Source organism: Nocardioides sp. N13(2025) (assembly GCF_051912545.1).
In the GTDB taxonomy this organism is placed as follows: domain Bacteria; phylum Actinomycetota; class Actinomycetes; order Propionibacteriales; family Nocardioidaceae; genus Nocardioides.
In genome coordinates, this window is record NZ_CP196809.1 from 3,213,012 (window position 1) to 3,232,860 (window position 19,849).

The 19,849-nt window shown below is 72.6% G+C and carries 19 protein-coding genes; 10 read left to right on the plus strand and 9 right to left on the minus strand.

The window, feature by feature from the left end; genetic code table 11:
• Nucleotides 1-13: 13 nt before the first annotated feature.
• Entirely contained in the window at nt 14-544 is a 531-nt protein-coding gene (pyrE, locus tag ACS3YM_RS15610) for an orotate phosphoribosyltransferase (protein WP_439937346.1), read from the minus strand.
• An 80-nt stretch (nt 545-624) separates the two neighbouring features.
• On the opposite strand from pyrE, the gene ACS3YM_RS15615 reads away from it, so the two are divergent.
• A complete protein-coding gene (locus ACS3YM_RS15615) occupies nt 625-1,794 on the plus strand; it encodes a pyridoxal phosphate-dependent aminotransferase (RefSeq protein ID WP_439937347.1) in 1,170 nt (389 codons plus the stop codon).
• Between the two features lie 28 nt (nt 1,795-1,822).
• On the opposite strand, the gene ACS3YM_RS15620 is transcribed toward ACS3YM_RS15615, so the two are convergent.
• Both ACS3YM_RS15620 and ACS3YM_RS15625 read right to left on the minus strand, forming a co-directional pair.
• Nucleotides 1,823-2,650: a hypothetical protein gene (locus ACS3YM_RS15620; RefSeq protein WP_439937348.1), complete on the minus strand. Its 828-nt coding sequence runs from the start codon at nt 2,648-2,650 to the stop codon at nt 1,823-1,825.
• A 9-nt stretch (nt 2,651-2,659) separates the two neighbouring features.
• Nucleotides 2,660-3,760, minus strand: a complete 1,101-nt coding sequence (locus ACS3YM_RS15625) for a hypothetical protein (protein WP_439937349.1) — start codon at nt 3,758-3,760, stop codon at nt 2,660-2,662.
• A 154-nt stretch (nt 3,761-3,914) separates the two neighbouring features.
• Here ACS3YM_RS15625 and ACS3YM_RS15630 point away from each other — a divergent pair, with 154 nt between their 5' ends.
• From ACS3YM_RS15630 to ACS3YM_RS15645, 4 genes are all read left to right on the plus strand, one after another.
• A complete protein-coding gene (locus ACS3YM_RS15630; RefSeq protein ID WP_439937350.1) occupies nt 3,915-4,820 on the plus strand; it encodes an ABC transporter ATP-binding protein in 906 nt (301 codons plus the stop codon).
• The gene (locus tag ACS3YM_RS15635) at nt 4,817-5,629 is read left to right on the plus strand and encodes an ABC transporter permease (RefSeq protein WP_439937351.1); all 813 of its coding nucleotides are present in this window, start codon (nt 4,817-4,819) and stop codon (nt 5,627-5,629) included. Before ACS3YM_RS15630 ends, ACS3YM_RS15635 begins: the two co-directional genes overlap by 4 nt.
• A gap of 83 nt (nt 5,630-5,712) precedes the next feature.
• A complete protein-coding gene (locus tag ACS3YM_RS15640) occupies nt 5,713-6,255 on the plus strand; it encodes a cysteine hydrolase family protein (RefSeq protein ID WP_439937352.1) in 543 nt (180 codons plus the stop codon).
• On the plus strand, nt 6,252-7,190 hold the full coding sequence (locus ACS3YM_RS15645; protein ID WP_439937353.1) for a PfkB family carbohydrate kinase: 939 nt from the start codon (nt 6,252-6,254) through the stop codon (nt 7,188-7,190). Before ACS3YM_RS15640 ends, ACS3YM_RS15645 begins: the two co-directional genes overlap by 4 nt.
• 57 nt (nt 7,191-7,247) lie before the next feature.
• Here the strand turns inward: ACS3YM_RS15645 and ACS3YM_RS15650 are convergent, their stop codons facing one another.
• Entirely contained in the window at nt 7,248-7,703 is a 456-nt protein-coding gene (locus tag ACS3YM_RS15650; protein ID WP_439937354.1) for a methyltransferase family protein, read from the minus strand.
• An 83-nt stretch (nt 7,704-7,786) separates the two neighbouring features.
• On the opposite strand from ACS3YM_RS15650, the gene ACS3YM_RS15655 reads away from it, so the two are divergent.
• Both ACS3YM_RS15655 and ACS3YM_RS15660 read left to right on the plus strand, forming a co-directional pair.
• Entirely contained in the window at nt 7,787-8,620 is an 834-nt protein-coding gene (locus tag ACS3YM_RS15655; RefSeq protein ID WP_439937355.1) for an NAD-dependent epimerase/dehydratase family protein, read from the plus strand.
• 54 nt (nt 8,621-8,674) lie between these two features.
• The gene (locus ACS3YM_RS15660) at nt 8,675-8,929 is read left to right on the plus strand and encodes a hypothetical protein (protein ID WP_439937356.1); all 255 of its coding nucleotides are present in this window, start codon (nt 8,675-8,677) and stop codon (nt 8,927-8,929) included.
• Between the two features lie 11 nt (nt 8,930-8,940).
• On the opposite strand, the gene ACS3YM_RS15665 is transcribed toward ACS3YM_RS15660, so the two are convergent.
• Entirely contained in the window at nt 8,941-10,320 is a 1,380-nt protein-coding gene (locus ACS3YM_RS15665; RefSeq protein WP_439937357.1) for an NAD(P)-binding protein, read from the minus strand.
• Between the two features lie 209 nt (nt 10,321-10,529).
• On the opposite strand from ACS3YM_RS15665, the gene ACS3YM_RS15670 reads away from it, so the two are divergent.
• Nucleotides 10,530-11,762: an IS481 family transposase gene (locus tag ACS3YM_RS15670; RefSeq protein WP_439937272.1), complete on the plus strand. Its 1,233-nt coding sequence runs from the start codon at nt 10,530-10,532 to the stop codon at nt 11,760-11,762.
• 12 nt (nt 11,763-11,774) lie between these two features.
• Here the strand turns inward: ACS3YM_RS15670 and ACS3YM_RS15675 are convergent, their stop codons facing one another.
• Both ACS3YM_RS15675 and ACS3YM_RS15680 read right to left on the minus strand, forming a co-directional pair.
• The gene (locus tag ACS3YM_RS15675) at nt 11,775-12,260 is read right to left on the minus strand and encodes a hemerythrin domain-containing protein (protein ID WP_439937358.1); all 486 of its coding nucleotides are present in this window, start codon (nt 12,258-12,260) and stop codon (nt 11,775-11,777) included.
• 197 nt (nt 12,261-12,457) lie between these two features.
• Nucleotides 12,458-14,233 (minus strand): sensor histidine kinase, encoded by a 1,776-nt coding sequence (locus ACS3YM_RS15680; protein WP_439937359.1) that lies wholly within the window; start codon nt 14,231-14,233, stop codon nt 12,458-12,460.
• A 154-nt stretch (nt 14,234-14,387) separates the two neighbouring features.
• On the opposite strand from ACS3YM_RS15680, the gene ACS3YM_RS15685 reads away from it, so the two are divergent.
• Nucleotides 14,388-15,812 carry an FAD-binding oxidoreductase gene (locus ACS3YM_RS15685; RefSeq protein ID WP_439937360.1) on the plus strand — a complete coding sequence of 475 codons (1,425 nt, stop codon included), beginning with the start codon at nt 14,388-14,390 and terminating at the stop codon, nt 15,810-15,812.
• Nucleotides 15,813-15,821: 9 nt separating this feature from the next.
• Nucleotides 15,822-16,262 carry a DoxX family protein gene (locus ACS3YM_RS15690; RefSeq protein WP_439937361.1) on the plus strand — a complete coding sequence of 147 codons (441 nt, stop codon included), beginning with the start codon at nt 15,822-15,824 and terminating at the stop codon, nt 16,260-16,262.
• 10 nt (nt 16,263-16,272) lie between these two features.
• Here the strand turns inward: ACS3YM_RS15690 and ACS3YM_RS15695 are convergent, their stop codons facing one another.
• Together ACS3YM_RS15695 and clpB are read right to left on the minus strand one after the other, a co-directional pair.
• Nucleotides 16,273-17,103: a CPBP family intramembrane glutamic endopeptidase gene (locus ACS3YM_RS15695; protein ID WP_439937363.1), complete on the minus strand. Its 831-nt coding sequence runs from the start codon at nt 17,101-17,103 to the stop codon at nt 16,273-16,275.
• 89 nt (nt 17,104-17,192) lie between these two features.
• Nucleotides 17,193-19,775 carry an ATP-dependent chaperone ClpB gene (clpB, locus tag ACS3YM_RS15700; RefSeq protein ID WP_439937364.1) on the minus strand — a complete coding sequence of 861 codons (2,583 nt, stop codon included), beginning with the start codon at nt 19,773-19,775 and terminating at the stop codon, nt 17,193-17,195.
• Between the last annotated feature and the right edge of the window lie 74 nt (nt 19,776-19,849).

Here is a 19,849-nt window from a genome sequence, read left to right on the forward strand (position 1 = left end):
CGTCAGCGATCGCTCAGGCGTGCACGGCGTCGAGCTGGGCGCGCGTCAGCACCGACCTGACCTCGAGCTCGACGTCGGCGAGCGGGTTCTCCCCCTCGGGTGAGCGGTCGATCGCGCACACCACGACCTCGACGACCGCGCCGAGCTCGCGCAGGGCGCGGGTGGCGTCGCGCACCGCGCCGCCCGTGGTGATCACGTCCTCGATGATGGTGATCCGGCGACCGGCGACGTCCGGACCCTCCGCGAGCTTGGCGGTGCCGTACTCCTTCGCCTTCTTGCGCACGAAGAGCGCCGGCAGGCCGGTCTTGGCCGACACCATCGTCGCGATCGGGATGCCGCCCAGCTCGAGCCCGCCGAGCAGCTCGGTGCCCTCGGGCAGCAGGTCGAGCATCTGCGTGGCCACCCGGTCGAGGAGGGCCGGCTGCGCCTCGAAGAGGTACTTGTCGAAGTAGGTGTCGGCGACCTGCCCGGACCGGAGGACGAACTCCCCGGTGAGGCGGCAGGTCGCGTCGATGTCGCGGGCGAGGGCGTCGTCGGTGGTCACGTCCGGCACCCTAGCCAGCCGGACCGTCCCCAGGGGCTGCGACCCCGACAGGTGCTCCCACCCTCGCTACATTCGAGGGCATGACCGCCCGCCGCCTGGCCGACATCCCGCCCACCGTGTTCTCGGAGATGTCGGCCCTCGCGCTGCGCACGGGCGCGCTCAACCTCGGGCAAGGCTTCCCCGACGTCGACGGGCCGCCGTCGGTGATCGCCGCGGCCGTGGAGGCGCTACACGCGGGCGCCAACCAGTACGCCCCCGGCATCGGCGTACCCGCCCTGCGCCAGGCCGTCGCGCGTCACCAGCAGCGCCACTACGACCTCGAGGTCGACCCCGATCGCGAGGTCGTCGTGACCACCGGGTGCACCGAGGCGATCGCCGCCGCCCTGCTCGGCCTCGTCGACCCGGGCGACGAGGTGGTCGTCCTCGAGCCCTACTACGACTCCTACGTCGCGATGCTGACGATGTGTGGCGCCGTACGCCGCCCGGTGACGCTGCGGGCGCCGGGCTTCCGGCCCGACCTCGACGAGCTGCGCGCGGCCATCACGTCCCGGACCCGGCTCGTCCTCCTCAACACCCCGCACAACCCCACCGGCACGGTGCTGACCCGCGAGGAGCTCCAGGTCGTGGCCGACCTGGCGATCGAGCACGACGTCGTCGTGGTGACCGACGAGGTCTACGAGCACCTCGTCTTCGACGACGCGCGGTCGGCGGAGGGCCACGTCCCGATCGCGACCCTCCCGGGCATGTGGGAGCGCACCCTCACCCTCTCCAGCGCGGGCAAGAGCTACTCGTTCACCGGCTGGAAGGTCGGCTGGGCGACCGGTCCCGCACCTCTCGTGCAGGCCGTGCTGGCCGCCAAGCAGTGGCTCACCTTCACCTCGGGGTCGCCGTTGCAGCCCGCCGTCGCGCACGCGCTCGACCACGAGCCCGACTGGCCCCGGGCCCTCGCGAAGGACCTGCAGACCCGGCGCGACCTGCTCTGCGACGGCCTCGCCGCGGCCGGCCTGACGCCGCGGGTGCCCGAGGGCACCTACTTCGCCACGACGGACGTCTCCCACCTCGGCTGGGCCGACGGGCGCCACTTCTGCCTGGCCCTCCCCGAGCGCGCCGGCGTGGTCGCGATCCCCACCCAGGGGTTCTACGACGACGCCGAGGCCGGGCGCCAGCTGGTGCGCTGGGCGTTCTGCAAGGAGCCCGACGTCATCCGCGAGGGCGTACGACGACTCGCCGCCGCCGACCTCGCGCGCTGAGCCTGGCCGCTGGACCTGCCCGCCCGGGTCAGCGACCCGGGTAGTCCCGCGGCGGGTGGTCGGAGTCGCCCTCGCTCGGCGGCTGCTGACCGTACGGGTTCTCCCCCGCGGACGGCGGCTGCTGGCCGTAGGGGTCCTGGCCGTAGGGGTCCTGGCCGTAGGGGCTCTGGCCGTAGGGGTTGTCGGCGGCCGGGGGCTGTGGGGCGTCCTGGCCCGGCTGCACGCCGTACGCACTGCCGTAGGGCTGTGCGGGGTAGCCGGTCGGGCCGCCCGGGTAGGACGGCACGCCCTTGAACCAGTCGGACGCGCCGCCGGTGAAGAGCAGCACGATCGTCGCGATCGCCGCGACGAGCGGCACGACCGTCGCGCCGCTGGCCACGGAGAGGAGCGACAGGACGGCGACCGCGGCGCACGAGATGACGAGCAGGATGCGCGCGACGTTGGACCGGCGCAGCACCAGCACCCCGAGGACGATCGCGACGAGCGACCAGACGACCAGGCCGACCATGACGGCCACGAGCACGCCCACTGCGGCGTCGGCATCGATGTTGGCGTCCTGGAACTCCGGGACCCTCTCCATCTCCGTGATCACCTGATCGCGCGCGACGAGGAGGGCCAGGCCCGTGAGGCCGAAGATCACGGCCGTGATCGCCGAGAAGACGATGGTGATCCAGGCCGCTGCGGTGACGGTGCCCGGGCGCCGGTCGCCCGCCGCCTGGGGCGCAGCGCCGTAGGGCTGCTGGCCGTAGGGGTAGGGCTGCCCGGGCTGCTGGCCGTAGGGGTTCCCCTGGCCGTAGGGGTCGGGCTGGCCGTAGGGCGTGTGGGTCGGGCCAGGCTCGTCGCTGCGCTCGCTCATGCCGCTATCTCACCACGTCGGCGGTTGTGCGGGGCGGTGCGGCTCGGGCGAGAACCAGCGCCGGACCTCGACCCGGCGCAGGCAGACCACCGTCGCCACGGCGGCCGCGGCGGGGATCAGGACGAGGGGCGTGTCGGTCACGAAGACGAGGCATCCCACGGCGCTGAACGCCGCGATGGCCATCAGGCCGCGGCGGGCCCAGTCGCGGCGCGCCATCGCGAAGCCGGCGAGGGCCAGGGCGACCACGCACCACACGATGAACCCGCTCGCGTAGGCCAGGACCGTCTGCCGCAGCTGCTCGAAGGTCAGGCCGTCGTCGAACATGTCGGGCTGCTGCTGCTCCAGCACGCTCCTGAGGAACTCCGGCGAGAGTGCGGCGATCGCCACCCAGAGGAGGGACATCGCGAGCAGGCCGCCGGCCATCACGACCGTGAGGACGAAGGCGGCGACCATGGCCCCGGGTCGGGTGTGGAGCTCCGTCGGCTGCCACGGCGTCGGCGGCGCCTGCGGTGCAGCGGTCGGCGGGGTCCCGAAGGGCCGACCGTAGGGCTGGGCCGGCGGCGGGACGGGCGGCTGGGCTGGTGGCGGGACGGGCGGCTGGCCGGGCGGAGGCGGGGGCAGGGTGGGCCGCTCGCTCCGGGTCGGCGCCTCGGCCTTCGGAGCGGGGGCGGGCGGCGTCCACCGCCCCGTGGCGAACCACTCCCGGGCCGGCATCATCCACAGCATCGCGGCACCGGCGGCGACGAACGACCCCGCCAGCCCGCCGGCGGGCAGGCCGGTCACGAACACGGGGACCGCGAAGAGGGAGAGGCCGAGGCGGGCTCCGCGGTCGGGCTTGCGGACGTACCAGCCCAGGATCGCCGTCGCGCACGCGCCGGCCGCGGCGACGAGGCAGGAGATGCGCAGTGCCTGCGTGGTGCTGTTGACGTCGAGGCCGAGCGAGGAGAACGGCGCCTCGCCGAGGAAGTCGCGGATCGCCTCCTGGGTCTCGAGCGAGCCGAGCGTCGAGACCCGCTCCCAGGCGGTGAGCAGCACGATGAACGAGGAGAAGATGACGATGCCCGACGCCAGGGTGACCTGGGGCGGACGCGTCGCGATGGGCTGGCTCACCAGGCCATTGTCCCAAGTGAGTCCCAATCCCTCTCCCCTGCACCTCCCCCGCGGGAGGGAGGGCGTCATGAGGGATGTCTCAGGGTGGTTCTCAGGGCCCGGTCCGGCCCTCTCCCCGATGCGTGCGAGGCCCACCCGCCGGGAGGGTTGGCCCATGATCAGCGTCGAGTCCCTCACCAAGCACTACGGCCCCTTCACGGCCGTCGACCACGTGTCCTTCACCGCCGAGACGGGCCGGGTCACCGGCTTCCTCGGCCCCAACGGTGCCGGCAAGTCCACCACCATGCGCGTCATGGTCGGCCTGACCCGGGCCACCTCCGGCCGCGTCACCATCACCGGCCGCGACTACCGCGAGCTCGTCAACCCCGGCCTCGAGGTCGGCGTCCTGCTGGACGCCTCCGCGCAGCACGCCGGCCGCACGGGCCGCGAGATCCTCGCCATCGCGCAGCACACCATGGGTCTTCCCAAGGCGCGCGTCCCCGAGACCCTCGACCGGGTCGGCCTCACCGAGGACGAGGCCGGGCGCCGCGTCCGCGACTACTCCCTCGGCATGCGCCAGCGCCTGGGCATCGCCACCGCCCTCATCGGTGACCCGGAGGTGCTCGTCCTCGACGAGCCCGCCAATGGCCTCGACCCCGCCGGCATCCGTTGGATGCGTGACCTGCTGCGCGGCTTCGCCGACGACGGCGGCACCGTGCTGCTCTCCTCGCACCTGCTGCACGAGATCGAGGTCATCGCCGACGACCTCGTCGTCATCGGCCGGGGCCGGATCGTGGCCCAGGGCAGCAAGTCCGAGCTGCTGGCCGCGGCCGGCACCCTAGTCCGCACCGCGGACCCCACCCAGCACGACCGGCTCGCCCGTGCCCTGCACGAGGCGGCCGTCGTCACCAGTCCCGTCGACGGCGGCCTCCGCGTCGACGCCGATCCCGAGCTCGTGGGCGAGACCGCCCACCGCGCCGGCGTGGTCCTGCGCGAGCTGCGCCCCGCCGACGGCGCGGGCCTGGAGGAGATGTTCCTCGAGCTCACCGCCGAGACCGCCCGTGAAGGAGCAGCAGCATGACCACCACCGCCACCCTGCCTCGTACGACGACGGACGCGCCCGCCCCGGCCCGCGTCGTACGACCCATCCCGACCAGCCGCCTCGCCACGGTCGAGCTCCGCAAGATGTTCGACACCCGCGCCGGCTTCTGGCTGATGGCGAGCGTCGGCATCGTCTCGGTGCTCGCCACTGCCGCGGTGATCATCTGGGCGCCCGACGAGGCGATCACCCTCGAGACCTTCGCCACCGCGATGGGCATGCCGATGTCGGTGATCCTCCCGATCATCGCGATCCTGTCCGTCACCAGCGAGTACAGCCAGCGCACCGGACTCACGACCTACACCCTCGTGCCGTGGCGCGGCCGGGTGATCACCGCGAAGGTGCTCGTCATCCTGGGCATCGGCGTCGCCTCGATGGCCCTGTCGCTCGCCGTCGGCGCGCTCGGCAACCTCGTCGGCTCGGCGATCACCGGCTTGGACCCGGTCTGGAACATCAGCGTCGCCCAGTTCGCGCAGATCGTGCTCGCCAACGTCCTCGGCATGCTGATCGGCTTCACCCTCGGCGCGCTGTTCCGCAGCTCCGCCGGCGCGATCGTCGGCTACTTCGTCTACGCCCTGGTGCTGCCCGGCGCGCTCGGCGCCCTGGCCGCCTTCCAGGAGTGGTTCGAGAAGCTCCAGCCCTGGGTCGACGTCAATTACGCGATGATCCCGCTCTTCGACGGGACGACGACCACCGAGCAGTGGACCCAGCTCGCGGTCACCACGCTGTTCTGGCTCTGGATCCCGCTGGCCCTCGGCCTGCGCGCGGTCCTGCGGGCCGAGGTCAAGTAGATCCCCTCTACTCACCTCAGGCGAGTCAGCGGCTGCCGGTCGGGGGACCGGCGGCCGCTGACGTCTTCTGACAGGCTGGCGGCATGCACCCCGACGCCTGGCTGGTCGTCATCGACCCACAGCGGATCTTCGCCGACCCGACGAGCGCGTGGGGCTCGCCGATGTTCCCCGACATCGTCGATCCCGTACGACGTCTCGCAGCCGCCGCCGGCGACCGCACCGTCGTCACGCGCTGGGTGCCGGCGCCCGAGCCACTGGGCAGCTGGGCGGCCTACCTGGAGGCGTGGCCGTTCGCCGACGTGGCCGACGACGACCCGCTGCTGGAGGTGGTCCCCGAGCTGGCGGACCTGGGACGCGAGGTGGTCTCGCGGCCGACCTTCGGCAAGTGGGGCTACGCCCTGCAGGCGGTCACCGGGCCCACGCCCCACCTCGTGCTGGCCGGCGTCTCGACCGACTGCTGCGTCATCTCGACGGCGCTCGCCGCGGCGGACGCCGGCGCGACGATCACGGTCGTCACCGACGCGTGCGCCGGGTCCACGCCGGAGAACCACCGGTCCGCGCTGGACGTGATGGCGCTCTACCCGCCGCAGATCACGCTCGCCACCACCGAGGAAGTCCTTTCTTGAGCCGGGTCATCCACACCGGCCAGGCCCTGGTCGACGTCGTCGTCGAGGTGCCCGACCTCCCGGCCCGCGGCCAGAACGTGATGGCGGCGTCGGCCACGGACTACGCCGGCGGGGCGGTGACGGTGCTCGTCGCGGCGGCCCGCTTCGGCGCGGACTGCATCCACGCCGGCGCCCACGGCACGGGCCCGCACGGCGACCTCGTGAGGGCCGCGCTGGACGCAGAGGGCATCCGTGTGTCGGCTCCCCCGGTGAGCCACCTCGACACCGGGATCTGCGTCGTGATGGTCGAGCCCAGCGCGGAGCGCACGTTCGTCACGACCCTGGGTGCGGAGCGACAGATCAGCGTCGAGTCGCTGGCCACCTCGCAGCCGCGGGCCGGCGACCTGGTCTGCGTGACCGGCTTCTCGCTGGCCCTCGAGAGCACGCGCGACCCCCTGCTGGCCTGGTTGCCGACCCTGCACCCCGACGTGGTCGTCGTACTGGACCCGGGTGCGGCGTTCGCCGGGCTGCCCGACGAGGTCCGCGCCGCGATGCTCGAGGTGACAGACGTCTGGTCCAGCAACGCCGAGGAGGCGGAGGACGTCCTCCGCGCGCTCGGAAAGGAGCCGCCCGCGGACCTGTCTGCGCTGACCACCGCCGTCGCTCCCCTGCTGCGCGGCGACGCCGTGGCGATCGTGCGCGACGGGCCGGAGGGCTGCGCGGTGCACGTCGGCACCGAGACGACGTACGTCGCCGGGTTCCCGCAGAAGCCGGTCGACACCAACGGCGCGGGCGACACCCACACGGGCGCGCTGCTGGCCGAGGTGGCCGCCGGCACGCCCTGGGTCGAGGGCTGCCGCCGCGCCAATGCGGCCGCGGCGATCAAGGTCACCCGGCGCGGGCCCGAGTCCGCCCCCACCGCGGCCGAGGTCGACGCCTTCCTGTCCTCGCGCTGACCGATCCCTCATCCGGACCTGCACGCATGGGTGCGGCTTCGTATGACGGATCCCTTTTCATCGCACAGAACGGGCGCCGATCCAGCGCGGGACCGCCGAGCGGTACGCCGCGTAGTCGGCGCCGAACTTCTCGGCCAGCGCCTTCTCCTCGGCGGCGATCTGGAACCGGTCGATGGCCCCGACGAACGCCGCGAACGGCAGCAGGGCCCGCCAGTCGCGCAGCCGGATGGCGTTGGCGACCAGGAGCCCGGCCATGCCGACGTACATCGGGTTGCGGGTCACGGAGTTGGCCCCCGACACCACCAGGGCGCTCGCCTTGGAGGGGTCGAACGGCTCGACCGTGGTGTGGTGCGCGCGGAACTGCGCGGCCGCCGCGCCGGCGAGCCCCACCGAGGCGGCCGCGGTCGCGATCGCCAGCGCGCGCCGGGGGGCCGACGGAGGCGCGGGGCTCGTCCACGCCTGCTGGGCGAGCCCGGCAAGGAGCGCGAGCAGTGGTGGGGGTGGACGCTTCACGGGTCCCACGGTGCCACGACATCCGGGCGCTGCCCAGAGTCGTCGGGGGAACCTGTGCCAAGCCCTGACGTAGCGTGCGCAGGGTGACCTCGGACGTGCTCCTCGTCGGCGCCGGCGGCCTCGGCGCGGACGTCGGGCTGCACCTGGCCGATCTCGGCCACGACGTGCTCGCCCTGCGGCGCAACGCCGACCGGGTGCCTGCGCCCCTCCGGGGCCGGTCGGTCGACCTGACGCGCGAGGCGCCGGACCTGTCCGACGTGCGCCCTCGCCTGGTCGTGGTCGCGCTGACCGCCCGGCCGCGGACCGAGGAGGCCTACCGGGCGACGTACGTCGACGGGATGGCGCGGGCGCTCGACGCGCTGCCGGAGCCGCCCGAGCGCGCCGTGCTGGTCTCGTCGACGGCCGTCATGCCCAGCCGCGACCAGCCGCCGCTCGACGACGAGACCACTCCCGCCGCACCGTCCGACGGGCCGGGGCGGATGCTGCTGGCGGCCGAGGAAGCCTTCCACCAGCGGGTCCCGCACGGCACCGTCCTGCGCCTGTCCGGGCTCTACGGCGGTGACAGCACCCGCCTGCTCGACCAGGTCCGCGAGGGGCGCATCGACGACGCGCACCGCTGGACCAACCGGATCCACCGCGACGACGCGGCGGCCGCGGTCGTCCACCTGCTCACGATGACCACGCAGCCCGACCGGCTCTACCTCGGCACCGACGACGAGCCAGCCCAGCTCGGCGACGTGGCGGCCTTCCTCGCAGCCCGGCTGCGCGCACCCGGTCCACCACCCGCCGACCCCGCGCGCGGGCACGGCAAGCGGCTCTCCAACGCCCGGCTCCGCTCGACCGGTTGGGCGGCGACGTTCCCGACCTACCGCGAGGGCTACGCGCACCTCACCGAACAGATCCACCCGAGGGGGTGACGGCTCCTCGTATTCGCCTGACCACGGCGCCCCCGACCCTTCATCATGGGCGCCGTGATGACCACCGTCGAGCACCTGGACCGATGCGAGACCTGTCGCCGTCGGACGCTCCACCGGCGGACCGTGCAGCGGGACCCGGACGGGCTCGTCGTCGGCGACGTGCGCGCGTGCGTCCCCTGCGCCAACCGGGCGGCCGGGGTCGATCCCCCGACCAGCCAGGTCCAGGTCATGAAGGAAGCCCGCTCGCTGAAGCGGAGCCTCCGTGCCCAGCCGTCCAAGAGGCGTGGCACCACCCTCGGGCAGGGCTGACGGATCGGGCCTCAGCCGGCGCCCATCCACGCGGCCAGCCGCTCGAGGCCCGGACCGGTGCTCGCCGCCAGGCGCTCGCGGGCGCTGTCGAGGGCCGCGGACGGCGGGTACCCGGCGGGGACGCGGGCCGGGTTGAGGGCCACACCGTCGGCCCACGCCTTGATGTCGGGCTCGGCGGAGAACGACATCGCCGCCCGCGTGCCGAGCACGTTCATCCCCGCCCACTGCTGCAGCGAGTCGGGGAAGGGGGACGGCGGGCAGAGGCGGTTCTTCTCGGCGTCGTCGTCGCGGGTCGCCTCGACGTAGCCGGTGACCGCCGCGCCGAAGCACGGGAAGCCGGCCCGGATCGGCTGCAGCGTGATGTCCTCGGGACGCCACACCGGCACGAGCGGGGGGTACTTCAGGCCGTCGGCGGCGCAGTGCACCACCACGGCGTCGTCGGCGACCCGGACCGTGGAGCCGTCGAGGAAGGTCAGCCGCCCACGCTCGACCGAGCGCAGGTGCCCGCGGCGCACGACGTCCTCGATCGTGCGCAGCTTCTCGAGCTCCCACTGGGCAAGCGTCGGGGTCTTGGCCATCGTGGGCGTCACCGTGCGGTCGATGCGCATCATCACGCCGGCGTCCTCGAGCCGCAGGAAGAGCTCGTCGAGGGACTCCGAGGCCAACGCCGACTCGAAGATGGTCGCCGGGACGCCCAGGAAGATGGCGGGGTCGGGCTGGATCAGGGCCCGGTCGAACATCCAGGGATCACGCGGGCGCACCCAGCAGATCGCGTCCGGGTCGACCCCCTGCCCGAGCAACCACACGCACGCGTCCGTCGCGGTCTTGCCGGCGCCCACCACGACGTACTGGCTCGGCGCCTCCTCCACGTGGACGAGGTCGTTGACGGGCAGCACCCGCGCGTCGTCGCCGACCCCGAACGGCGCCGGCATCTCCGCCGGGATGCTGGGCGCCAGGTAGTGGGCGTTGACGACGCGACAGTGCTCCGGCACCTCGAACCGACGCCCGGACACGCGCGAGACCACCGTCCCGTCGCCAAGGTGGTCGCTGCCGGGCAGGAACTGGACCCGCCCGGTCTGCTGCAGGCGGTCGAGCACGTCGGCGTAGTAGGCGACGACCTCGGGCTGCGAGGCCCGCTCCTGCAGCCCGGCCTCCGGACCGTGGTCCTGCAGGCGCCCGCCGCCGAGCAACGTCGAGGCGACGCCGTAGAACGCGGAGGACTGGTGCAGGCGCACGAACGGGTAGGCCTCGAGCCAGTGCCCGCCGGCACCGTGCCGCCGGTCGACCAGCGCCACCCGGACGTCGGCGTGGTCGACGAGGGCGTCGGTGAACGCCATCCCCATGGCGCCCGCACCGACGACCAGGTAGTCGACGTCGAGCCTGGTGGCCATGCCTCAACGGTGGCACCACCAGGCTGCCGCGTCTACGGCGTCGCGACGCGGACTTCTCAGTCGAGGACCGCGTCCACCGTCTTCTTCAGCGCACTCGGCTGCGACTGTATTGCTTCGCCTGATGGGTGACGTTTGGCCTTCGGCTGATGCGTTACACATCGTCGGGTGATGGGTGACAGCTACTCCGGTTGATTGGTGACACTCCCTTGATGAGGGAGTTGAGCGTGAGCGAGCAGCGGTATCAGGCCGTGCTGGCGGTGATCAGCGACGGCGAGACGGTCTCGAGCGTGGCGGCCCGGTTCGGGGTGCACCGCAAGACCCTGCACGGGTGGTTGGCCCGCTACGAGGCCGAGGGTTTGGAGGGGCTGGCGGACCGGTCGCATCGGCCGCGGTCGTGTCCGCACCAGATCGGCGCCGAGGTGGAGGCGGTGATCGCCACGATGCGGTCCTCGCATCCGGGGTGGGGGCCCCGCCGGCTGGTCTTCGAGCTCGACAAGGTCGGCGTGGAGCCGCTGCCGTCGGAGTCGGCGGTCTACCGCGCGCTGGTGCGGTTGAACCTGATCGACCCGTCCGGGCGTCGGCGGCGGGATCGGAAGTGGAAGCGGTGGGAGCGCGGGCTCCCGATGGAGCTGTGGCAGATCGACGTGGTGGGCGGGTTCGTCCTCGCGGACGGGCGGCGGGCCAAGGCGTTGACCGGGGTCGATGACCACTCCCGGTTCTGCGTCAGCGCGTACCTGATGCTGCGGGAGACGTCCCCGCACGTGTGCGACGGCCTCGCGGCCGCACTGCGGACCTTTGGGGTGCCGGGGCAGATCCTGACCGACAACGGGAAGGTGTTCACCGGCCGGTTCAACCGGCCACCGGTGGAGGTGCTCTTCGACCGGATCTGTCGGGAGAACGGCATCGAGCACCTGCACACCCAGCCCCGCTCGCCCACGACGACGGGGAAGATCGAGCGGTTCCACCGGGCCTTGCGGACCGAGTTCCGCACCGACCGGGTCTTTCCCGACCTGGCCACCGCGCAGACCGAGCTGGATGCCTGGGTCCACGACTACAACTACGACAGGCCGCACCAGGCGCTGGACATGGCCACCCCGGCGTCGCGGTTCCTCAGGCCTGACCCGGCGCCCGTTGCCCCGATCCGGACATCACGCAACCCCGGCCGACCCGGCGAGGACCGCGTCGACGGCACCTGGGTGACCCGCCGGGCCAGCGCCGTAGGCGTGGTGTGCGTCAGCTGGCAACAGGTCTGCCTCGGCGTGGCCGCGGCCGGTCGCCCCATCGACGTGTGGGTCACCGAGAACGTCCTGCAATTCTACGACGGTGACCAACTCCTGCGAACCCAGAAGCGCGAGAGCACCGGGGAGGTGAGGGTCAAGCGATCCACCGCGCCACAACGGCGTCCTACAGTGACAACGAGTGTCACCGATCAACCGAACTAGATCTGTCACCCATCAACCGAAGGTCTTCAGCGCACTCGGCTGCGACGGCTTCGTGGGCGCCTTCTTCTTCGCCGCTAGGAGCTCCTCGCCGATCTCCTGGAGCGCGTTGCGACCCAGCCCCTCGCGAACCTTGGGGAACCAGTCCTCCTCCTCCTCGTCCATGTGGTGGCGGACGTTCTCGATGAGGACGGTCGTCTTGGCGTCGAAGCGCTCGTCGGTGGGCTTCATGGCGGCGAGCTCCATGACGAGGACGTCGGCGACGTGGTGCTCCTCGTAGGACTCGAGCACGTCGTCCTCGAGGTCGGGGAGCAGCTCCCGGACCCTGGGATACATGACCTCGTTCTCGATGTAGGTGTGCTGGGTCAGCAGCTCGATCATCTTCTCGACGAGCTTGCCCTTGCGCTCCGTGGCGTCCTCGCCGGCGGACTCGAAGTCCCGGAACACCTTCCGGACCTCCTTGTGGTCGTCCTTGAGCAGGACGATGGCGTCGTTGGACATGCGGTTGCCTCCTGGCGTCGGGTGCGTGACGACCCCGCCGTACCCCGAAACCCCCGCCCGCAATCGCCCGGCCTTCGTGCGCCCGACCTCTCCAGTTTCCCCGCATAGGCGGGGAAACTGGGAGCAGCGTGGTCTTCGTGACGTGGCACCCACGTCACGAGGACCACACAGTCGAGGGCGGCGATCGGGTGGGGCGCTCAGGTCGGGTCGTCGGCGTCGAGGGCCGGCAGCACCACGGTGACCGTGGTGCCGCGGTCACGCTCGGAGTCGATCTCGACCCTGCCCGAGTGGCGGTTGACGATGCGCGACACGATGGCCAGCCCGAGTCCCGTGCCCGGGCGCACCAGCGCGGCCGGGTTGGTGGAGCGGAAGAACTCGCGGAAGAGCTGGGACTGGTCGTGCTCGGAGATCCCGATGCCGGTGTCGGTCACCGTGACGACCACGTCGCGACCCTGGCGCGCGACGCGCACGGTCACCCGGCCACCGGGGTCGGTGTACTTGATCGCGTTGCCGACCAGGTTGCCCAGCAGCCGGAAGAGCTCCTCGGGCTCCCCGGGCACCAGCACGGGGCCGGCGGAGACCTCGGCCTCGCACGCGACCCCCGCTGCGGTGGCCTGTGCGTGGAACTCGTCGCTGACGCCGGCCAGGACGCGGCCCAGGTCCACCGGGACCGGGTCGAACTCACGTCGGGGGTCGGACATCTGGGCCATCGTGAGCATGTCCTCGATGACCGCGCGCATCCGGTCGGCGCCGCGTGCGGCGGCCTCGACCGAGCGGCGCCCGTCGTCGTCGAGCGCGTCGACGTCGAGCAGCTCGAGGTTCGCGCTCATCGAGAAGAGCGGGTTGCGCAGCTCGTGGCCCAGGGTGTTGAGCACCTCCACGCGGTAGCCGTCGAGCTTGCGCAGCCGGTCGACGACGGCCCGCTCGCGCTCGAGCTGGCGGGCGTTCGCGACTGCCCGCCCCAGGTCGCGTCCGATGTCGAGGGCCGCGTCGCGCTCGACATCGGTCCACGGCCGGCAGTCCGAGACGCGCGTCAGGACCAGGAAGCCCAGGCACTCGGTGCCCGCGCCGAGCGGCACGAAGAGCAGCGAGCCGACGCCGATGCCGTCCAGGTACTGGAGCAGGCGCTCGGCGTCCTCGGGCTCCAGGTCCGGCTGGGCCGAGCTGGCGCGGGAGAACGGCGCGACGTACTGGTCGGCCCAGTAGCGGTGCGCGAGGCGCACGACGTCGTCGTCGAACTGGGAGAACAGCGGCTCGGACTCCGCGCCCTCGGCGTACCAGGCGGTCCTGGTGCCGCCCTCCCCGTCGAAGGCCGTCACCCACATGCCCGCGGCGTCGAAGCACGAGACGACGGTGGACCGGCAGGCCTCGAGGACGAGGTCCAGGGTCGGCTCGCCGAGGGCCTTGCGGACGATCTCGCGAGCCTCGGTCGCCATGCGCACCTGCTCGTTGAGCCGCTCGCGCTCGAGCGCGAGCTGCAGCAGGGAGCGCGCCACCACGGCGTACTGGGTCAGGACGTCCAGCTGCGCGGGATTCGGCAGTCGCCCGTTGCGCGGGCTGTCCACCCCGAGGATGCCGAGCAGCCGGCCGTCGTCGTCGCGGAGCGGCGCGAACAGGGTGTCGAGCGGGTGCCAGGCGTCGTCGCCGTCGAGCGGCGTGATGTCGGGGATGTGGCTGTAGCCCAGCGCGTCCTCGCGTGCGCGGTCGTGGTGGATGAAGCGCCACACGCCCCACTCCTCGGCGCTGGCGAGGTCTTCCTCGATCACCTCGGCCGGCACGAGCATGCCGACGAACCCGTCGGCGACACCGGCTGCCGCGACGACCTCGAAGTGGCCGTTGCGGCGCAACGTCACGGCCGACTGCTCGAATCCCGCCAGGGTCGCGACACCCTCGACGAGCACCTGGAGGTGCTGGCGCGTCTGGTCGTCGGACCAGGGCGCGACGGCCTGGCCCGGGTCGGCCGGCTGGTCCATCGCACCCCCTTCACGTCGACGTCGTGGCAGCAGCCCTCCTGCCACACCCTCACATGCGAGTGGTCACGACGGGAACCGCCCCAGGGACGGGAGCGTGTCATCGTGCTGGGATGACGCCGTCCGTCTGGAGCGGACCGACCCCGAGGAGACACCCGTGACCGACCTGCTCGACCGACTCCGACTCGCCGTCGGCGACCACCACGTGCTGACCGAGGCCGCCGACATGGCGGCACACCTCGTCGACTGGACGGGCGTGCACGAGGGTCGGGCGCTCGCCGTCGTCCGTCCGGGGTCCACCGGGGAGGTGGCCGAGGTGGTGCGCGCGTGCCACGAGACGCGTACGCCGGTCGTCCCCCAGGGCGGCAACACCGGCCTGGTCGGCGGTGGCGTGCCGGATGCCTCGGGCGAGGCGGTCGTCCTGTCGCTGGGCCGGATGCGCACCGTCCGCGACGTCGACCCGGTCGCCGGCACGATCACCGTCGACGCCGGCGTCGTGCTCGCCGACGTGCAGTCCGCGGCCTCGGACGCGGGCCGGCTGTTCCCGATGTCGCTGGGCTCCGAGGGCAGCTGCACCATCGGCGGCAACCTCGCCACCAACGCCGGCGGCACCGCGGTGCTGCGCTACGGGATGACGCGCGAGCTGGTCCTCGGCCTCGAGGTCGTCCTCCCCGACGGCCGGGTCTGGGACGGCCTGCGCGGCCTGCGCAAGGACAACACCGGCTACGACCTCACCCAGCTCTTCGTCGGCTCCGAGGGCACCCTCGGCGTGATCACCGGCGCCGTGCTGCGGCTCTTCCCGGCGACGCCGCGGCACGCGACCGCGTGGGTCGCGGTGCCGTCGGTGGCGGCCGCGGTCGCCCTCCTCGCGGTGGCGCAGGCGCGCGGCGGCGCACATCTCACGACGTTCGAGATCGCCAACCGCCAGGCGATCGACCTCGTCCTCGACCACCTCCCCGGCGCGACCGACCCGCTCGCGGCGCCGAGCGACTTGTACGTCCTCCTCGAGCTCGCCGGGACCGAGACGGACGACAGCCTCGACGACACGCTGGAGGCGGTCCTCAGCGAGGCGGTCGAGGGAGGGCTCGCCTCCGACGCCGCGATCGCCGGGAGCCCCGCGCAGCGCTCGGCCCTGTGGGCGCTGCGCGAAGGCATCTCGGAGGTGCAGAAGGTCGAGGGAGCCACGCTCAAGCACGACGTCACCCTCCCGATCGCGCGGCTCGCGGACTGGGCGGAGGCGATGGGCCCGCAGCTCGCGGAGGTCCTCGCCGGGGTCCGGCTCGTGACCTACGGTCACGTCGGCGACGGCAACCTGCACTACAACCTCAACGCGCCCCTCCGGGACGGGCGCAGCGACGACGAGTCCTTGCGTTTGGCGGCCGCCGAGCTGACGTCGGCGATCTACGCCTCCGTGGCCGCGACCGACGGCTCCATCAGCGCCGAGCACGGCCTCGGTCGGACGAAGGCGGCGGCCGCGGCGTCGTACAAGTCGGAGGTGGAGGTGGACCTGATGCGCGCGGTGAAGCAGGCCCTCGACCCCGAGGGCCTGATGAACCCAGGGGTCCTGCTGCCCCCGGCCTAGGGTGTCTCCATGAAGGCCCAGACCCTCGGACGCGTCCTGCTCGGCTCGGCGATGGTGGGCGCGGGGGTGCTGCACCTGACCACGCAGCGCGAGGAGTTCCGGGCACAGGTGCCCGGCTGGTTCCCGGTCGACGAGGACCTGACGGTGCTCGGCTCCGGGGTCGTGGAGATCGCCCTGGGCGGTGCGTTCGTCGCCCTGCCCCGCCACCGGCGCACGGTCGGCGCGCTCCTCGCGGCCTTCTTCGTGGCGATCTTCCCGGGCAACATCGCGCAGTACGTCGAGGGCCGGGACGCCTTCGGGCTCGACACCGACCGGGCGCGCTTCATCCGGTTGTTCTTCCAGCCGGTGCTGGTGCTGTGGGCGCTCTGGGCGGGCGGCCTGCTCGGGCGCCGCTCCCGCCGGCAGGACCGCGAGGCGCTGGCGACGGAAGAGGTCGAGGTCGGCGAGTGACCCTGGGGGCCTACAGGGTCGGGAGCCAGTCGACCCGGCCGGCGAGGACGGCGTAGCCGACGAACGCGCCCACGTCGAGCAGCGTGTGGGCGACGACGAAGGGCATCACCCGCCCCCAGCGGCGGAACAGCCAGCCGAAGAGCAGGCCCATCGCGAGGTTGCCGACGAAGCCGCCGAGCCCCTGGTAGAGGTGGTAGCTCCCACGCAGCAGCGCCGCCAGCCCGATCGCCGCGGAGTCGCCGAACCCGAGCTGGCGCAGCCGCACCTGCACGAAGCCGAGGACGACGAGCTCCTCGAGCACGGCGTTCTCGGCGGCCGCGAGGAGGAGCACCGGCACGCGCCACCACTGCCCCGGCAGCGACTGGGCGACCACCGTGAGGTTGGTGCCGAGCGCGAAGGTCGCCAGGTAGAACACCACCCCCACCGAGCCGACCGCGAGCGCGAGCCAGGCGCCACGACCCCAGTCGCGCGCGGTGCTCCAGCCGCCGTCGCGCGCCCAGACGTCGCGCAGCCGCGTTCCCGAACGGACCAGGAGGTACGCCGCCAGCGCGACCGGCACGAGCGCGAACCCGATCCGCAGCAGCTGGTAGACCAGGTCGAGCCAGGGGAGGCGCGACAGCGAGTTGTTGAGGTTGGCGCCCTGCGCGGACAGCGGCCCCGGTGCGGCGAGGGCGGCGACCAGGTTGACGATCGCGTAGACCGCCGAGCGCCCCAGCGAGACCAGCAGCACGATCGCCAGCTCAGCCCACAGCAGGGCCCTGGCCAGATCGGGAACGCCGCCGGGCACCGGGGTGTCGCGCAGCCGCCACCACGGGCGTACGTCATCAGCGGCGGTCGTCACGGAGCCAGCATCCCCCACCTGTGGCCGCCGCGGGTCGAGTGCGCTGGCGGTAGTGGTCCCCGCGAGGGTGCGCACTCGACCCGGCGAGGTCAGGAGAGCGTCAGGCCTGCCTCACCCACGTCGACGGTGACCGAGCCACCGTCGGTGACCTCGCCGGCGATCAGCTTGCGCGCGAGGGGGTCGCCGATCGCGGACTGGATCAGCCGGCGCAGCGGCCGGGCGCCGTACGCCGGGTCGTAGCCGGTCTCGGCCAGCCAGGCGCGCGCCGCGTCGGTCACCGCGATGGTGATCCGCCGCACCGCGAGCCGCTTCTCCAGCAGCGCGAGCTGCAGGTCGACGATGTGGGCCAGGTCGTCCTTGGTCAGCGCGTCGAACATGACCACCTCGTCGAGCCGGTTGAGGAACTCGGGCTTGAAGTGCGCGCGCACCACTCCCATCACCGACTGCTTCTTGGCCTCCGGGTCGAGGGTCGGGTCGACCAGGAAGTGCGAGCCGAGGTTGGAGGTGAGGATCAGCAACGTGTTGCGGAAGTCGACCGTGCGCCCCTGGCCGTCGGTCAGCCGCCCGTCGTCGAGCACCTGCAGCAGGATGTCGAAGACCTCCGGGTGCGCCTTCTCCACCTCGTCGAGCAGCACGACGCTGTACGGCCGGCGCCGCACCGCCTCGGTCAGCTGCCCGCCCTCGTCGTAGCCGACGTAGCCGGGAGGCGCACCGACGAGCCGGGAGACCGAGTGCTTCTCGCTGTACTCGCTCATGTCGATGCGGACGATCGCCCGCTCGTCGTCGAAGAGGAAGTCGGCCAGCGCCTTGGCCAGCTCGGTCTTGCCGACACCGGTGGGCCCGAGGAAGAGGAAGGACCCGGTCGGGCGGTTCGGGTCGGAGATGCCGGCGCGCGAGCGGCGTACGGCGTCGCTGACGGCCGTGACCGCCTCGCGCTGGCCGATCAGCCGCTCGCCGACGACGGACTCCATCTCGAGGAGCTTGGCGGTCTCGCCCTGGAGCATCTTGCCGGTGGGGATGCCGGTCCAGGCCTCGACGACGTCGGCGATCTGCTCGGCGCCGACCTCCTCGCCGACCAGCGGCTCGAGGTCGACGGCCTCGGCCGACTCGACCTCGGCGATCTGCTTCTCGAGCGCCGGGATCTGGCCGTACTGGATCTCACTGGCTCCCGCGAGGTCGCCCTCGCGCAGCTTCTTGTCGGCCTCGATCTTGAGCTGGTCGAGCTGGCGGCGCAGCTCGCCCTCGCCCTGCAGCTGGTCCTTCTCCCGCTCCCACCGGGTCTCGAGCCCGCGCAGCTCCTCCTCCTTGTCGGCGAGGTCCTGGCGCAGCGCCTCGAGGCGCTCGACCGACGCGGCGTCGGTCTCCTTGGCCAGCGCGAACTCCTCCATCTTGAGGCGCTCGACCTGGCGGCGGAGCTGGTCGATCTCCTCGGGCGAGGACTCGTGCTCCATGCGCAGCCGCGACGACGCCTCGTCGATGAGGTCGATCGCCTTGTCGGGCAGCTGCCGGCCGGTGATGTAGCGGTCGGACAGGGTGGCAGCGGCGACGAGCGCGGCGTCGGTGATGCGGACGCCGTGGTGCGCCTCGTACTTCTCCTGGATGCCGCGCAGGATCTGGATCGTGTCCTCGACGCTGGGCTCACCGACGAAGACCTGCTGGAAGCGGCGCTCCAGCGCGGGGTCCTTCTCGATCCGCTCGCGGTACTCGTCCAGCGTGGTCGCGCCGATCATGTGCAGCTCGCCGCGGGCGAGCATCGGCTTGAGCATGTTGCCCGCGTCCATCGCGGAGTCGCCGCCGGCGCCCGCGCCGACGACCGTGTGCAGCTCGTCGATGAAGGTGATGACCTGCCCGCCCGCGTCCTTGATCTCCTCCAGGACGGCCTTGAGCCGCTCCTCGAACTCGCCGCGGTACTTCGCGCCCGCGACCATCGCGGCCAGGTCGAGCGACAGCACGCGCCGGCCCTTGAGCGAGTCGGGCACGTCGCCGGCGACGACGCGCTGGGCGAGGCCCTCGACCACGGCGGTCTTGCCGACGCCGGGCTCACCGATGAGCACGGGGTTGTTCTTGGTGCGCCGCGACAGCACCTGGATCACGCGCCTGATCTCGGCGTCGCGCCCGATGACCGGGTCGAGGCGACCGTCCTCGGCCGCCTGGGTCAGGTCGACGGAGTACTTGTCCAGCGACTCGTACGACGCCTCGGCGGCCTCGCTGGTCACGCGACGGTTGCCCCGGACGGCCGTGATGGCCTCCCGGAGCCCCGCGGCCGTGAGGCCGGCGTCGGTGAGCACCTTCTGGGCCGGCGACTCCACGGTCGCGATGGCGACGAGCAGGTGGTCGGTGGCGACGTAGTCGTCCTTCATCGAGCCCGCGAGGTCGAGCGCCGAGGCGAGCACCCGGGTCAGGGCCGCGGACGCGCTGGGCTGCTGGACGGTCGAGCCCGTGGCGCGGGGAAGCTGCTGCTGGACGCCCTCGGCGCGCGCGAGCAGCGGGGCCGGGTCGACGCCCGCCTTCTGCACGAGGCTGCGGCTCGTGCCGTCCTCCTGCTTGAGCAGGGCGACGAGCAGGTGGACGGGCTCGGTGTTGGTGTTGCCGCCGGTGGTGGCGGCGAGCTGGGCAGCCTCGATGACCTCGCGGCTGCGGGTGGTGAACTTGTCGGCACCGAACTGGCTCAACTCAGGTCCTCCGTGTGCGTGGTGGGGACCACTCTGGTCCCACTGATGCCAACGCGCCAGAAGTTGAGTCGATT